Origin of the sequence: Pseudomonas mendocina (genome assembly GCF_900636545.1) — a bacterium.
In the GTDB taxonomy this organism is placed as follows: Bacteria; Pseudomonadota; Gammaproteobacteria; order Pseudomonadales; family Pseudomonadaceae; genus Aquipseudomonas; species Aquipseudomonas mendocina.
The window spans coordinates 432,953-447,339 of sequence record NZ_LR134290.1 but is presented as its reverse complement, the minus strand read 5'-3'; the positions used below and the strand labels follow the sequence as shown (position 1 = coordinate 447,339).

General features: G+C 61.6%; 11 protein-coding genes. 2 read left to right on the top strand and 9 right to left on the bottom strand.

The window, feature by feature from the left end:
• Nucleotides 1-40: 40 nt before the first annotated feature.
• Together EL191_RS02130 and EL191_RS02125 are read right to left on the bottom strand one after the other, a co-directional pair.
• Nucleotides 41-1,312 carry an inorganic phosphate transporter gene (locus EL191_RS02130; RefSeq protein ID WP_013713562.1) on the bottom strand — a complete coding sequence of 424 codons (1,272 nt, stop codon included), beginning with the start codon at nt 1,310-1,312 and terminating at the stop codon, nt 41-43.
• 38 nt (nt 1,313-1,350) lie between these two features.
• Nucleotides 1,351-2,028 (bottom strand): TIGR00153 family protein, encoded by a 678-nt coding sequence (locus tag EL191_RS02125; protein ID WP_013713561.1) that lies wholly within the window; start codon nt 2,026-2,028, stop codon nt 1,351-1,353.
• Between the two features lie 112 nt (nt 2,029-2,140).
• Between EL191_RS02125 and EL191_RS02120 the strand changes: the two genes are divergently transcribed.
• A complete protein-coding gene (locus EL191_RS02120) occupies nt 2,141-3,505 on the top strand; it encodes a CYTH domain-containing protein (protein WP_041976134.1) in 1,365 nt (454 codons plus the stop codon).
• Nucleotides 3,506-3,626: 121 nt separating this feature from the next.
• Here EL191_RS02120 and EL191_RS02115 read toward each other — a convergent pair whose 3' ends face one another.
• The 7 genes from EL191_RS02115 to EL191_RS02085 form a co-directional block, all read right to left on the bottom strand.
• Nucleotides 3,627-4,514: an ABC transporter permease subunit gene (locus EL191_RS02115; RefSeq protein WP_013713559.1), complete on the bottom strand. Its 888-nt coding sequence runs from the start codon at nt 4,512-4,514 to the stop codon at nt 3,627-3,629.
• Nucleotides 4,515-4,596: 82 nt separating this feature from the next.
• Nucleotides 4,597-5,505 (bottom strand): ABC transporter permease subunit, encoded by a 909-nt coding sequence (locus tag EL191_RS02110; RefSeq protein WP_013713558.1) that lies wholly within the window; start codon nt 5,503-5,505, stop codon nt 4,597-4,599.
• Nucleotides 5,502-6,656, bottom strand: a complete 1,155-nt coding sequence (gene potA, locus EL191_RS02105) for a polyamine ABC transporter ATP-binding protein (RefSeq protein WP_013713557.1) — start codon at nt 6,654-6,656, stop codon at nt 5,502-5,504. The genes EL191_RS02110 and potA overlap by 4 nt, the downstream gene beginning before the upstream one ends.
• Nucleotides 6,657-6,709: 53 nt before the next feature.
• Nucleotides 6,710-7,801, bottom strand: coding sequence for a polyamine ABC transporter substrate-binding protein (locus EL191_RS02100; RefSeq protein WP_041976133.1), 1,092 nt, complete (start codon nt 7,799-7,801; stop codon nt 6,710-6,712).
• A gap of 208 nt (nt 7,802-8,009) precedes the next feature.
• Nucleotides 8,010-9,107 (bottom strand): polyamine ABC transporter substrate-binding protein, encoded by a 1,098-nt coding sequence (locus EL191_RS02095; protein WP_013713555.1) that lies wholly within the window; start codon nt 9,105-9,107, stop codon nt 8,010-8,012.
• Between the two features lie 131 nt (nt 9,108-9,238).
• A complete protein-coding gene (locus tag EL191_RS02090; RefSeq protein WP_041976132.1) occupies nt 9,239-10,612 on the bottom strand; it encodes an aspartate aminotransferase family protein in 1,374 nt (457 codons plus the stop codon).
• An 85-nt stretch (nt 10,613-10,697) separates the two neighbouring features.
• Nucleotides 10,698-12,056 (bottom strand): glutamine synthetase family protein, encoded by a 1,359-nt coding sequence (locus tag EL191_RS02085; protein WP_013713553.1) that lies wholly within the window; start codon nt 12,054-12,056, stop codon nt 10,698-10,700.
• A gap of 794 nt (nt 12,057-12,850) precedes the next feature.
• On the opposite strand from EL191_RS02085, the gene EL191_RS02080 reads away from it, so the two are divergent.
• On the top strand, nt 12,851-14,230 hold the full coding sequence (locus EL191_RS02080) for a glutamine synthetase family protein (RefSeq protein ID WP_013713551.1): 1,380 nt from the start codon (nt 12,851-12,853) through the stop codon (nt 14,228-14,230).
• Nucleotides 14,231-14,387: the final 157 nt, after the last annotated feature.

Genomic DNA, 14,387 nt, shown 5'->3' with positions numbered 1-14,387 from the left:
ATAGGGGCATCCAACCTCAGGGGAAACCGTCAGGCCGGGATCAAACCCCGCCGAACAGCGAGCGCAGAATGAAGAAGAAGATGATCGACAGGATCGCACCAGCCGGCAGAGTGATGATCCAGGACAGGAAGATCTTGCCGATCATGCCCAGGTTCAGCGCACCGATGCCGCGCGCCAGGCCGACGCCCAGAATGGCACCGACCAGGGTGTGGGTGGTGGATACCGGCAGGCCGAGGCCCGAGGCACTGACCACGGTGGTGGCGGCAGCCAGTTCGGCGGCGAAGCCGCGGCTGGGGGTCAGCTCGGTGATTTCCTTGCCGATGGTGGCGATTACCTTGTAGCCGTAGGTCGCCAGGCCGACCACGATGCCCAGCGCGCCCAGCAGCAGGATCCAGCCCGGTACCAGCGACTTGTCGCCAGCGGCCAGGTCACCACCGCTCTGGATCACACCGACGATGGCCGCCAGCGGGCCAACGGCATTGGCCACGTCGTTGGAGCCATGAGCGAAGGCCATGGAGCAGGCGGTGAAGATCATCAGGATGGCGAACACCTTCTCCACGCTGGAGAAGTGGAAAGCCTTGTCAGCTTCGGCATCGACATGGATGCGGCTGAGCAAGGCGATACCGATCAGCATGACCAGCACCCCGACGCCCAGCGAGAGCATGAAGCCTTCGGTGCTGGAGAGGTTCAGGCCGACGTGCTTGAGCCCCTTGGTCATGGTCATCAGCGAAATCATGAAGCCGGTTATGAACATGTACAGCGGCACATAGCGCTTGGCGTTCATGAACGGATTGTCGGTATCGATGATCAGCTTCTGCACGCTGACGAAGAGGCAGAAGGAGATGATCCCGGCCAGCATCGGCGTGACGACCCAGCTGGCGACGATGGGGCCGACGCCGCTCCAGTGCACGGCATCAACCGATACACCGACTGCGGCGAAACCGATCACCGCACCGACGATGGTGTGGGTGGTGGACACCGGCCAGCCGCGCATCGACGCCACCAGCAGCCAGGTGCCTGCCGCCAACAGCGCCGACATCATGCCCAACACCATGAGGTTGGGGCTGATCAGATTGGCATCGACGATGCCGTTCTTGATGGTTTCGGTCACCTCGCCGCCGGCCAGGTAGGCACCGGCGAACTCGAAGACCATGGCGATGATGATCGCCTGCTTGATGGTAAGTGCACGCGAGCCAACGGATGTACCCATAGCATTGGCTACATCGTTGGCTCCAACACCCCAGGCCATGAAAAAACCGAAAAGGCAGGCAAGAACGAGCAGAACCAGCCCGTAGTCCGCAATCAGAGACATAAATTAGTTTCCGTAGATCCCAGAAAGGACACTGGCGCTTAGCGCGCCAGCAGTTGTTCCAGTCGGTTGCCCACTCGTTGGGCACGGTCGGCGACATCGCCGATCCAGTCGATGATCTGATAGAGGAACATCACATCGACCGGGGGAAGGTCCTTCTCCAGCTTGAACAGGTTGCGGCGTACCTCGATCTGCAGACGGTCGGTATCGTTTTCGATCGAACCGAGCTCCTCGATAAGATTTTCCACCAGCACCGCTTCACGGCCGGCGAAACCGGTCTCGAGCAGCTCGTCCAATTCGTTCATTGCCTTCAGCGCCTGGGCGCTGGCGTCCACACTGCGCTGTACGTAGGTACGTACCAGCGGCTGCAGCGCCTGCGGAATGGCCATCTGCCGGCCGAGCATCAGACCGGCGATGTCCTTGGCACGGTTGGCGACTTTGTCCTGTACACTGAGCAGTTCAAGCAGGTCCGAACGCGGCACCGGCAGGAACAGGCTCTTGGGCAGGTGCAGGCGCACGCTTTTCTTCAGCTTGTCGGCCTCGTGCTCCAGCCGGGACATCTCCTGTTGCACCTGTTCAACCTTGGCCCAATCCTCGGCCATCACGGCTTCGAAGAAAGGAACAAGGTTCGCCGCGCACTCATGGGCCTTGGCGATATGCTGTTGCATGGGGCCGATGGGTGAACGGCCGAACAGGCTGACAAAGGGATTGATAGGCATAGGGTAAGCCCCCGTTTTGAGAAGGCCGCAAGTATAGGGACCGGCTTCGTCATTCGCCAGCGCGCGTCATCGGTCTGTCACATTTTCATAAAAGGCTATCTAGCTCTCGACCATGGTCAAAGAAACCGAAATCAAACTGCGCGCCAGCCGCGCCACCCTGGCCGCCCTGCGCGAGCACCCGCTGCTTAAAAAACGCAACAAGAGCGGCTGGCAGCGCGGCGAGCTGTTCAATCAGTACTACGATACGCCGGACCGCGACCTGGCCAGCGCCAAGGTCGCCCTGCGCCTGCGCCGTGATGGCGAGCAGTTCATCCAGACCCTGAAAAGCCGCGGCCAGAGCGTTGCCGGCCTGTCCGAGCGCAACGAGTGGGACTGGTACCTGAGCAAGGCCAAGCTCGATCTGAAAAAGCTCGACGACAGCTGCTGGCCGGCCAGCCTAGCCGAGCTGGACAAGAAAACCCTGCAGCCGCTGTTCACCACCGACTTCGTCCGAGAGAAGGCCGAGATCGCCTGGGGCCGCGGCAAGGCCAAGGTGGTCATCGAGGCCGCGCTGGACCTGGGCAAGGTGATTGCCGGCGAAGGCGAAGAAGAGATTTGCGAGCTGGAACTGGAGCTGCGCCAGGGCGAGCCCGCAGCCCTGCTGGAGCTGGCCTGCGAACTGGCCGCCGAGCTGCCGCTGATGCCCTGCGATATCAGCAAGGCCGAGCGCGGCTATCGCCTGTTCGATGCTGGCAGCTACAACCTCAGCCTGCCGGCCCCCGAGCTGACGGCCGAGATGCATCTGGACGATGCCTTCGCCGCGCTGGCCTGGCACCTACTCGGCGCCAGCCAGCGCCTTGCCGAGCAATATCGCTGGAACGGCCACTGGAGTCTGTTGCAGCAGTGGCTCGAGCAACTGATCGACCTGCGCGCCCTGCTCGCTAGCCTTGGCCAGGCCGCGCCGCGTGCCAGCTCACGTGAACTGCGCGAAGCACTCGACGCCCTGCTCGACGATTGGCGTCCGCGCCTGGCGGCAGGCCAGGACGACGACAGCATGCGGCGCAACGCTCCGGCGCTATTCGCCGCCGAACTCGATGGCTGCCGCTGGGGCCTGCTGTCGCTGAAACTGTCGCACTGGCTGCTGCAACGCAGCTGGACCGCCGAACGCAACAACCGTGGCAACCGCCAGGGCAATGCCGCGCTGGGCAACTGGCTGCCGACCCTGTTGGGCGAAGAAGGCGCCGCCCTGCAGCTGCGCCGCTATCAGCAGCAGCCGGAGGATCTGGCCGAGCAGATGCCGCGCCTGGAGCGCCTGCTGGTCTGGCTGCGCCTGGCCCGCGGCGTGCTGGAAGTCCCCGAGGTCGACCGCCTGTATGGCGAGCTGAACAAGCTCTACGAACTGGCGCAGCAGGCCCTGGACGACGAGCAGCGCCAATTGCGCGCGACTCAGACGCAGATCGTGAGCAGCCTCAAGGGGTGGAAGGCGCTGGTGAAATAATCGGGCACACAGCCGTGGGAGGCGCTTCAGCGGCGAGCGTGGACGTCGCGGCTAAAGCCCCTCCCACACACCCATGAAAAACGGGCCCTGCGGGGCCCGTTTTTGCTTTCAGCCAGAAACCTTAGTTGCTGCTGGCGCTGCGACGGCTGTCGACGACCTGCTGCCAGGACGGATTGGTGGTCTCGTCCATGGCCTGCTGCATGGCCTTCTTGCGCTTTTCCTCGGCGCGATGGGCGAAGAACCAGGCGAGGAAGGTGGCGAACGACACCGCCAGCAGGATCAGGCTGGCCACCGCGTTGATTTCCGGCTTAACCCCCAGGCGCACGGCGGAGAAGATCTCCATCGGCAGGGTCGTCGAACCCGGACCGGATACGAAGCTGGCCAGAACCAGATCGTCCAGCGACAGGGCGAAGGACATCATCGCCCCCGCAGCCAGCGACGGCGCGATCATCGGCACGGTGATCAGGAAGAACACCTTCCACGGCCGCGCACCCAGGTCCATGGCCGCCTCTTCGATGGACATGTCCAGCTCACGCAGACGCGACGACACCACCACCGCCACATAGGCCGAGCAGAAGGTGGTGTGGGCGATCCAGATGGTGGTCATGCCGCGCTGCATCGGCCAGCCGATCAACTGCGCCATCAGCACGAACAGCAGCAGCAGGGACAGACCGGTGATCACTTCCGGCATCACCAGCGGCGCGGTGACCAGGCCACCGAACAGGGTACGCCCCTTGAAGTGGGTGATGCGGGTCAGCACGAAGGCCGCCAGGGTGCCCAGCGCCACCGCCGCGATGGCGGTGTAGCAGGCGATTTCCAGCGAGCGCATCACCGAGTTCATCAGCTGGGTGTTGTCCAGCAGGCCGACGTACCACTTCACCGACCAGCCGCCCCACACCGTTACCAGCCGCGAAGCGTTGAACGAGTAGATGACCAGAATGACCATGGGCAGGTAGATGAAGATCAGGCCGGCCCAGAGCATGATGCTGGAGAAACTGAAACGCTTCATGGGCGGCCCTCCAGTTCTTTAGCCACGCTTCTGGTTAAAAAGCCGGTTGAACAGGATGACGGGCTCATTGCGATTAGCTCAGTCATGGCCGGCCCTCCAGCTCTTTCGCCTGGTTACGGTTGAAGAGAATGATGGGCACGATCAGGATCGCCAGCATCACCACCGCCAGGGCGGACGCCACCGGCCAGTCGCGGTTGTTGAAGAACTCCTGCCACAGCACCTTGCCGATCATCAGGGTCTCCGGACCGCCGAGCAGTTCGGGGATGACGAACTCACCGACCACCGGAATGAACACCAGCATCGAGCCGGCAATGATGCCGTTCTTCGAGAGCGGTACGGTGATCTTCCAGAAGTTGTTGAAGTTGCTCGATCCCAAGTCGGATGCGGCCTCAAGCAGGCTGAGGTCGTGCTTCACCAGGTTGGCGTAGAGCGGCAGGATCATGAACGGCAGGTACGAGTAGACCACGCCGATGTAGACCGCAGTGTTGGTGTTGAGAATCTGCAGCGGCGTATCGATCAGGCCGATGCCCAGCAGCAGGCTGTTGAGCAGGCCGTTGTTGCCGAGAATGCCCATCCAGGCATAGACGCGGATCAGGATCGCGGTCCAGGTCGGCATCATGATCAGCAGCAGCAGAACGGTCTGATGCGACTTCGGCGCACGGGCGATGGCGTAAGCCATCGGGTAGCCGATCACCAGGCACAACAGGGTGCTGAAGAAGGCGACCTGCAGCGAGCCCAGGTAGGCCGACAGGTACAGGGCATCCTCGGTGAGGAAGATGTAGTTGCCGAAGTTCAGCAGCAAGGTCAGCTTGTTGTCAGCCCACTCGTAGATTTCCGTGTACGGCGGGATTGCCACGTCGGCCTCGGCGAAGCTGATTTTCAGCACGATGACGAACGGCAGCAGGAAGAACATGAACAGCCAGAGGAAGGGTATGCCGATCACGGCATGCCGACCTCCAGGCAGATGACGCGTCAGTTTGCTCAGTTTCATGATTGCAGTACCACGCCGCTGTCGTCTTCCCAGTACACCACTACCGGATCGTCCCAGGTCGGACGCTTGCCACGACGCTCGGCGTTGGCGATGAAGCACTGCACGATCTGCCCGGAGGTGAGCTTGACGTGATACACCGAGTGACCGCCAAGGTAGGCGATGTCATGCACGTGGCCACGGCTCCAGTTGTACTCGGGGTGCTCGTGGTCTTCCGGCAGCGCGGTAGCCATCAGCAGCTTCTCGGGGCGCAGCGCGTAGCTGACGGACTTGTTCTCGGCGCGGGTACTGACGCCGTGACCGATATAGATCGGCCTGTCCAGCTGCGGGCAGTCGATAATCGCGTGGTCGGCCTCATCGCTGGTGATTTGCCCATCGAACAGGTTGACGCTACCGATGAACTCGCACACCAGGCGGCTGGTCGGCGTTTCGTAGATGTCCACCGGGCTGCCCGTCTGGGCGATCCACCCCAGGTGCATGATGGCGATGCGCTGGGCCATGGTCATGGCCTCTTCCTGGTCGTGGGTCACCATCACGCAGGTCACGCCGACGCGCTCGATGATCTCAACCAGCTCCAGCTGCATCTGCGAACGCAGTTTCTTGTCCAGCGCGCCCATCGGCTCGTCGAGCAGCAGCAGCTTGGGACGCTTGGCCAGGGAGCGGGCCAGGGCCACACGCTGACGCTGGCCACCGGAAAGCTGGTGCGGTTTGCGCTTGGCGTACTGGGTCATGTGCACCAGCTTGAGCATCTCGGCCACGCGCTCGTCGATCTCGGCCTTGGGCAGCTTGTCCTGCTGCAGGCCGAAGGCGATGTTCTGTGCCACGGTCATGTGCGGGAACAGCGCATAGGACTGGAACATCATGTTGATCGGCCGCTGGTACGGCGGCATATCGGTGATGTCGACACCATCGAGGATGATGCGCCCTTCGGTCGGGCGCTCGAAACCGGCGAGCATGCGCAGCAGCGTGGATTTACCGGAGCCGGAGCCACCGAGCAGGGCGAAGATCTCGCCCTTGTTGATGGTCAACGAGACGTCGTCGACCGCCACGGTCTCGTCGAACTTCTTGGTAACCCGATCGATCTTGACCAGCACCTCTTTCGGTGTCTGATCCCCCTCGAGGGCTTTTTTGTAGGCGCTGGAGGCAACAGCCATTTAGGAAAACTCCCGGAAGATTGTGCCCGACCCCTGCGGCCGGGCAGGAACGATTACTGACCCGACTTGATCTTCGTCCAGGTACGGGTCTTGAGACGCTCAATTCGTGCAGGCAACTCGGCGGAAATAAACAACTTGTCCAGCACCGCTTGTGGCGGGTACACGGACGGGTCGTTGCGCACTTCCTCGTCCATGAATTCGTCCGCCTTGGTATTGGGGTTGGCATAACCGACGTAGTCACTGACTTCGGCGATCACCTCGGGCTCGAGGAGGAAGTTGATGAAGGCATGCGCCTGCTCGGCGTTGGCTGCATCGACGGGAATGGCCATCATGTCGAACCAGAGGTTGGCGCCTTCCTTGGGAATGCTGTAGGCGATTTCGATGCCCTTGCCGGCCTCTTCGGCGCGGTCGGCAGCCTGCAGGATGTCGCCGGAGAACCCGGCCGCCACGCAGATGTTGCCGTTGGCCAGATCGCCGATGTACTTGGAGCTGTGGAAATAGGTGACGTAGGGACGCACCTCCAGCAGCTTGGCTTCGGCTTTGGCGTAGTCGTCGGGGTTGGTGCTGTTGGGGTCCATGCCGAGGTAGTTGAGCATGGCCGGAATCATTTCATCGCCCGAATCGAGGAAGGCGACGCCGCACTGGCTGAGTTTCTTGATGTTCTCCGGTTCGAACAGCACGGCCCAGGAATCGATCTCGTCGACACCGAGCGCGGCCTTGACCTTCTCGACGTTGTAGCCAATGCCATTGGTGCCCCAGAGGTACGGCACGGCGTACTGGTTGCCGGGATCGTTGGTTTCCAACTGCTTGAGCAGCGCGGGGTCCAGATTGCTCCAGTTCGGCAGGCGCGAACGATCGAGCGCCTGGAAGGCGCCAGCGCGAATCTGCTTGCCGAGAAAATGGTTGGTGGGCACTACCACGTCGTAGCCACTGCGGCCGGCGAGCAGTTTGCCTTCGAGGGTTTCATTGGAGTCGAAGACGTCATAGATCGGCTTGATGCCGGTTTTCGCCTCGAACTTGGCGAGCGTCTGTTCGCCGATGTAGTCGCTCCAGTTGTAGATGTGCACCGTCTGCTGAGCCAGAGCGGCTCCACTCAGGGTAGCGGCTGCCAGGGCGATCAGAGTCTTGGGCAGGGTTACTCGCACAGTTTCATCCTCGCTTTGGTGCGCCGCTGAAAAAAGCGCGGCACTTTATAGGAAAACGCGTTGGGAATCAGCGACCGCCAGTTCAAACCGTACCGGTATCACCCCAAGGCTCTCGGCCTGAATACGCGCACATCGATGGCCATCGTGGCCCTGTAAAGTGTCCCTGAGAAACCTGGCGGGCATGCCCGCCAGGTGGTACCGCTTTCGATCAGCGACCGGACTTGATCTTGGTCCAGCTGCGGGTCATGTTGCGCTGCACCGCCGGAGCCAGGTCCGGGAAGGTGTAGATCTTCTTCAGCACTTCCGGGCTCGGGTACACGCCCGGGTCGGTGCGCAGGGCTTCATCCACCAGCGGTGTAGCCGCGGCATTGCCGTTGGGGAATTGCACGTAGTTGGTGATGCTGGCCATCACCTCCGGCTTCATCAGGTAGTTGAGGAAGACGTGAGCAGCCTCGACGTTCTTGGCATCAGCCGGCACGGCCAGCATGTCGAAGAAGGAGCCTGCACCTTCCTTCGGAATGTTGTAGCCCACCTCTACGCCGTTCTTCGCTTCCTCGGCGCGCGCCTTGCTCTGATAGATGTCACCCGAGTAGCCGATCGCGACGCAGATGTTGCCGTTGGCCAGGTCGGAGATGTACTTGGAGCTGTGGAAGTAGGCCACCGACGGACGAATCTTCATGAACAGCTCTTCGGCCTTCTGCAGCTCGCCCTTGTCGCTGCTGTCCGGGGCATAGCCCAGGTAGTGCAGCGCGGCCGGCAGGATCTCGGTCGGCGAGTCGAGGAAGGAAACCCCACAGGACTTCAGCTTCTCCATGTTTTCCGGCTTGAACACCAGGTCCCAGGAGTCGACCGGAGCGTCTTCGCCCAGTGCCGCCTTGACCTTCTCGACGTTGTAGCCAATGCCGATGGTGCCCCACATGTAGGGGACCGAGTACTGGTTGCCCGGGTCGCTCGGGTCCAGCGCGTGGAGCAGGTCCTTATCCAGGTTCGACCAGTTCGGCAGCTTGGACTTGTCCAGCTTCTGGAATACGCCAGCCTTGATCTGCTTGGCCAGGAAGGGGTTGGACGGCACCACTACGTCATAACCGGAGCTGCCGGCCAGCAACTTGGCTTCCAGCACTTCGTTGCTGTCGAAGACGTCGTAGACGACCTTGATGCCGGTTTCCTTCTCGAAATTGGCCAAGGTGTCTTCAGCGATGTAATCGCTCCAGTTGTAGACATGCAGCACCTTGTCGTCAGCCTGAGCAGCGCCTGCCACGGCCGCGGTCAGGGACAACGCGAGAAGGGTCTTGCCGAATGTTTTCATGCGTACAGCTCCTGTTGTTGTGTCGAGATTCCAGAGGTCGCGCAAACCGTTCGAATCAGGCCGGTTCGCGCACTCTGGCGCAGTCTGGCAAGGTCATGGCACCGCTGACAACTTTCCGTGACTGCGGGCGTTCAGACCGACAGGTCACGCAAGGTCAGATCCAGGCACTTGCGTGCTTTTTCCACCAGTTCGTCTATTTCCGCCTGGCTGATCACCAGAGGCGGGGCGATGATCATGGTGTCGCCCACGGCGCGCATGATCAGACCGTTATTAAAGCAGTGGCCGCGGCAGATCATGCCAACCGCCTTGTCACCTGGGTAACGTTTACGCGTCGCCTTGTCCTGCACCAATTCGATGGCGCCGAGCATGCCGACACCGCGTACTTCGCCCACCAGCGGGTGATCCGCCAGCTCACGCAGACGACTTTGCAAATACGGTGCCGTTTCCGCTTTCACGCGTTCAACGATGCCTTCTTCCTTGAGAATGCGCAGGTTCTCCAAACCCACCGCTGCCGCCACCGGGTGACCGGAATAGGTGAAGCCGTGGTTGAAGTCGCCGTGCGCCTCGATCACTTCGAACACCTTGTCGCTGACGATCAGCCCGCCCATCGGCACGTAGCCGCTGGTGAGGCCTTTGGCGATGGTCATCAGATCAGGCTTGAGGCCGTAGTACTGGCTGCCGAACCACTCGCCGGTACGGCCGAAGCCGCAGATCACTTCGTCAGCGACGAAGAGAATGTCGTACTTGGCGAGGATTTCCTTGATGCGCGGCCAGTAGGTTTCCGGCGGAATGATCACGCCGCCCGCGCCCTGGATCGGCTCGGCAATGAAGGCTGCGACATTCTCCTCGCCCAGTTCGAGAATCTTCTTCTCCAACTGGTCAGCGGCCCAGATGCCGAAGGCTTCCGGCGTCATATCGCCACCTTCGCCGAACCAGTAGGGCTGCGGAATATGCGCGATGCCAGGGATCGGCAGGTCGCCCTGCTCGTGCATGAACTTCATGCCGCCGAGGCTGGCGCCGGCCACGGTGGAACCGTGGTAGCCGTTTTCACGGCCGATGATGATCTTCTTCGCAGGCTGCCCCTTGCACGCCCAGTAGTGGCGTACCAGACGCAACATGGTGTCGTTGCCTTCGGAGCCCGAACCGGTGAAGAACACGTGGTTCATGCCGGCCGGCGCCAGCTTGGAGATCGCGTGGGCCAGCTCCAGCACCGGCGGGTGCGCGGTCTGAAAGAAGGTGTTGTAGAACGGCAACTGGCGCATCTGCGTAGCGGCAGCCTCGACCAATTCCTCACGGCCATAGCCAACGGCCACGCACCACAGGCCGGCCATACCGTCGAGGATCTTGTTGCCCTCGCTGTCCCACAGGTGCACACCCTTGGCCTCGGTGATGATGCGTGGGCCTTTTTCGGCCAACTGCTTGTAGTCACTGAACGGCGCCAGGTGGTGAGCCTGGCTCAGGGCCTGCCACTGGGCAGTCTTGGGGTTGCTCGCTTGCTTGTTCATTACCAACACCTTGCTAATACGCAGCGCCCTCGGCGCTACGCAGAGATTCGTGGCAGCGGCCGCGCCAGACGCGGCCGACCGCCCGTTACACCGACAACAGGAGGAACTCACGCTCCCAGGAACTGATCACCCGCTTGAAGTTCTCGTGCTCGGCACGCTTGACCGCGACATAGCCACGGATGAACTTCTCACCGAGGAATTTCTCGGCGTCCTTGCAGGCTTCCATGCGCTCAAGGGCGCTCTCGATGGTCACCGGCAGGCGCAGATTGCGGCGCTCATAACCACGCCCCTTGACCGGCGCACCGGGTTTGACCCCGCCGACCATGCCCATGTAGCCGCACAGCAGCGTCGCCGCCAGCACCAGGTAGGGGTTCGCGTCCGCGCCAGCCAGGCGGTTTTCCACGCGGCGGTTCTGCGGACTGGCCTCCGGTACGCGCAGGCCAACGGTGCGGTTCTCCTCGCCCCACTCCACGTTCACCGGCGCCGAGGTGTCGGGCAGGAAACGGCGGAACGAGTTGACGTTCGGCGCGAACAGCGGCAGCAGCTCGGGGATGTACTTCTGCAGGCCGCCGATGTGATGGAGGAACAGCTCGCTCATCGTCCCATCTTCGTTGGAGAAGATGTTCTTGCCGGTTTTGATGTCGACCACGCTCTGGTGGATGTGCATGGCGCTGCCCGGCTCGTCGGTGATCGGCTTGGCCATGAAGGTGGCCGCCACGTCATGCTTGAGCGCGGCCTCGCGCATGGTGCGCTTGAACACCAGAATCTGGTCGGCCAGGTGCAACGCGTCGCCGTGGCGGAAGTTGATTTCCATCTGCGCCGGGCCTTCCTCGTGGATCAGCGTATCCAGGTCCAGGCCTTGCAGTTCGCACCAGTCGTACATGTCTTCGAACAGCGGGTCGAACTCGTTCGCCGCATCAATGGAGAAGCTCTGGCGACCGGTTTCCGGCCTGCCGGAGCGCCCAACCGGCGCAACCAGAGGGAAATCCGGATCGCTGTTGCGCTTGGTCAGGTAGAACTCCATCTCCGGTGCGACGATGGGCTTCCAGCCTTTGTCGGCGTACATCTGCAGCACTTTCTTGAGGATGTTGCGCGGCGACAGCTCGATGGGGTTGCCCTGCTTGTCGAAGGTGTCGTGGATCACCATCGCGGTCGGCTCGATAGCCCAGGGCACGACGAATACAGCATTGGCGTCCGGACGGCAGAACATGTCGATGTCCGCCTCGTCCAGCAGGTCGTAATAGATGTCGTCCTCGACGTAGTCGCCGGTCACGGTCTGCAGCAGCACGCTCTCTGGGAGGCGCATGCCCTTCTCGTCGAGGAACTTGTTGGTCGGCGAGATCTTGCCGCGGGCAATGCCGGTCAGGTCGCTGATCAGGCATTCGACTTCGGTGATTTTGCGTTCTTTCAGCCAGCTCGTGAGCTGGTCTAGCTTGGTACTCATAGAGACCTCAGGGTTGTAGAACCTGCTTTTGTTATAGCGGGTTCAGCGTTGCCCCGCCCTCTCCCTGCAAGCCTCACCAAAGGCCTGGAAGAAGGCGAGATATTCGTGTGGATGCTACTAGGGGTGCGACACCTCCGGTACCTTGCATGTCACTCCACCGAAATAAAATCGCTCACCCTTGTATTCGAACATCGGGCCGTCTATCTCGCGGCATAGAACACGCCCGACGAAACAGGCGAGTGCCTTGTGCATTGCAGGACGCGGGCCAAGGCGCGCAGCAGACAGCGTCACACGGCCGCGTACGCTATCGTGCAGGGGATGCAATGAACGAAAAACCGGATCAGGCAGGTCGTGCGACGCGCCGGGCGCAAAGAAAGGATGTTGCCTCAGTGCAGCGGTCATGCTCATGACCACTCGGGCCCGCATGATATGCAGACTCGCCTCGCTGTTGCGGGAAGAGGTAGCGTAACCGATGGTCCTGGCACAAGCGCTGACGCCGATGGCCGGCAGGGAAAGCATGAGACACCCGTATTATTGCTGTTATGGGTTTGAACCGAGCTTAGCCTTGTTCATTTTTTTACACAATAGCTCTGTAAAAAATTGAACACACCCCGCTGAGCACCCTGAAAGATCAAGGTTTGGAGCCCCCTGAAAGGCCTTGAAATGCCCCAAAAATGGCCATCACGCCCCACTAGAGGGCACCATGTGGCCTGCTTGACAGTAAAGTGCGTTTCGGATTGACTCACACCCATGCAGTCGCATGATTGATATATTTAACAAAAAGGTGTTGCATCATGTCGGTACCCCCGCGTGCCGTTCAGCTTAACGAAGCGAACGCGTTCCTCAAGGAACATCCCGAGGTCCAGTTCGTCGACCTTCTTATTGCAGATATGAATGGTGTGGTGCGTGGCAAGCGCATCGACCGGAACGCCCTTCATAAGGTGTACGAGAAAGGCATCAACCTGCCCGCCTCGCTCTTCGCCCTCGACATCAATGGCTCCACCGTCGAGAGCACCGGCCTTGGCCTGGACATCGGCGACGCCGACCGTATCTGCTTCCCCATCCCCAATACCCTGTGCAACGAACCCTGGCAGAAGCGCCCGACCGCGCAGCTGCTGATGACCATGCACGAGCTGGACGGCACGCCTTTCTTCGCCGACCCGCGCGAGGTATTGCGCCAGGTGGTACAGAAGTTCGACGAACTGGGCCTGCGTATCTGCGCAGCTTTTGAACTGGAGTTCTACCTGATCGACCAGGAGAACGTGAACGGTCGTCCGCAGCCGCCGCGCTCGCCGATCTCCGGCAAGCGCCCGCACTCCACCCAGGTCTATCTGATCGACGACCTCGACGAGTACGTCGACTGCCTGCAGGACATGCTCGAAGCCGCCAAGGAGCAGGACATCCCGGCAGACGCCATCGTCAAGGAAAGCGCCCCGGCACAGTTCGAGGTCAACCTGCATCACGTCGAAGACGCCATCAAGGCCTGCGACTACGCCCTGCTGCTCAAGCGCCTGATCAAGAACATCGCCTACGACCATGAGATGGACTCCACCTTCATGGCCAAGCCCTACCCGGGCCAGGCGGGCAACGGTCTGCACGTGCACATCTCGCTGCTGGACAAGAAGACCGGCAAGAACATCTTCGCCGCCGAAGATCCGCTGGAGAACACCTCGTTGCGCCACGCCGTCGGCGGCATCCTCGACACCATGGCAGCATCGATGGCGTTCCTCTGCCCCAACGTCAACTCCTACCGCCGCTTCGGTGCGCAGTTCTACGTACCCAACGCGCCAAGCTGGGCGCTGGACAACCGCACCGTGGCCGTTCGCATCCCCACCGGCAGCCCGGATGCCGTGCGCATCGAACACCGCGTGGCCGGCGCCGACGCCAACCCCTACCTGATGCTGGCCTCGATTCTCGCCGGTATCCACCACGGCCTGACCAACCAGATCGAACCGGGCGAACCGATCGAGGGCAACTCCTACGAGCAGCTCGAGCCCAGCCTGCCGAACAACCTGCGTGACGCGCTGCGCGAGCTGGACGACAGCGAGGTGATGAACAAGTACATCGACTCGAAGTACATCGACATCTTCGTCGCGTGCAAGGAAGCCGAGCTGCAGGAGTTCGAGACCACCATCTCCGACCTCGAGTACAACTGGTACCTGCACACCGTGTAACCCCGAAAGCCGGCCGCAGAGCCGGCTTCTTTTTGCCTGCCAACTGCCAACCGACAACTCCGACGCCCGCGTCGGGGCCAGCGGTTCGTCGCACGGCGACTCCGCTGACATGAATCAACCGCCGGCGCCCACGGCCGCCGGATACTGTTGCCGTCAT

Excerpts from the sequence above, each read along its gene's own strand:
- EL191_RS02130 (WP_013713562.1), bottom strand. The coding sequence starts at position 1,312 with ATGTCTCTGATTGCGGACTACGGGCTGGTTCTGCTCGTTCTTGCCTGC.
- EL191_RS02125 (WP_013713561.1), bottom strand. The coding sequence starts at position 2,028 with ATGCCTATCAATCCCTTTGTCAGCCTGTTCGGCCGTTCACCCATCGGC.
- EL191_RS02120 (WP_041976134.1), top strand. The coding sequence starts at position 2,141 with ATGGTCAAAGAAACCGAAATCAAACTGCGCGCCAGCCGCGCCACCCTG.
- EL191_RS02115 (WP_013713559.1), bottom strand. The coding sequence starts at position 4,514 with ATGAAGCGTTTCAGTTTCTCCAGCATCATGCTCTGGGCCGGCCTGATC.
- EL191_RS02110 (WP_013713558.1), bottom strand. The coding sequence starts at position 5,505 with ATGAAACTGAGCAAACTGACGCGTCATCTGCCTGGAGGTCGGCATGCC.
- potA (WP_013713557.1), bottom strand. The coding sequence starts at position 6,656 with ATGGCTGTTGCCTCCAGCGCCTACAAAAAAGCCCTCGAGGGGGATCAG.
- EL191_RS02095 (WP_013713555.1), bottom strand. The coding sequence starts at position 9,107 with ATGAAAACATTCGGCAAGACCCTTCTCGCGTTGTCCCTGACCGCGGCC.
- EL191_RS02090 (WP_041976132.1), bottom strand. The coding sequence starts at position 10,612 with ATGAACAAGCAAGCGAGCAACCCCAAGACTGCCCAGTGGCAGGCCCTG.
- EL191_RS02085 (WP_013713553.1), bottom strand. The coding sequence starts at position 12,056 with ATGAGTACCAAGCTAGACCAGCTCACGAGCTGGCTGAAAGAACGCAAA.
- EL191_RS02080 (WP_013713551.1), top strand. The coding sequence starts at position 12,851 with ATGTCGGTACCCCCGCGTGCCGTTCAGCTTAACGAAGCGAACGCGTTC.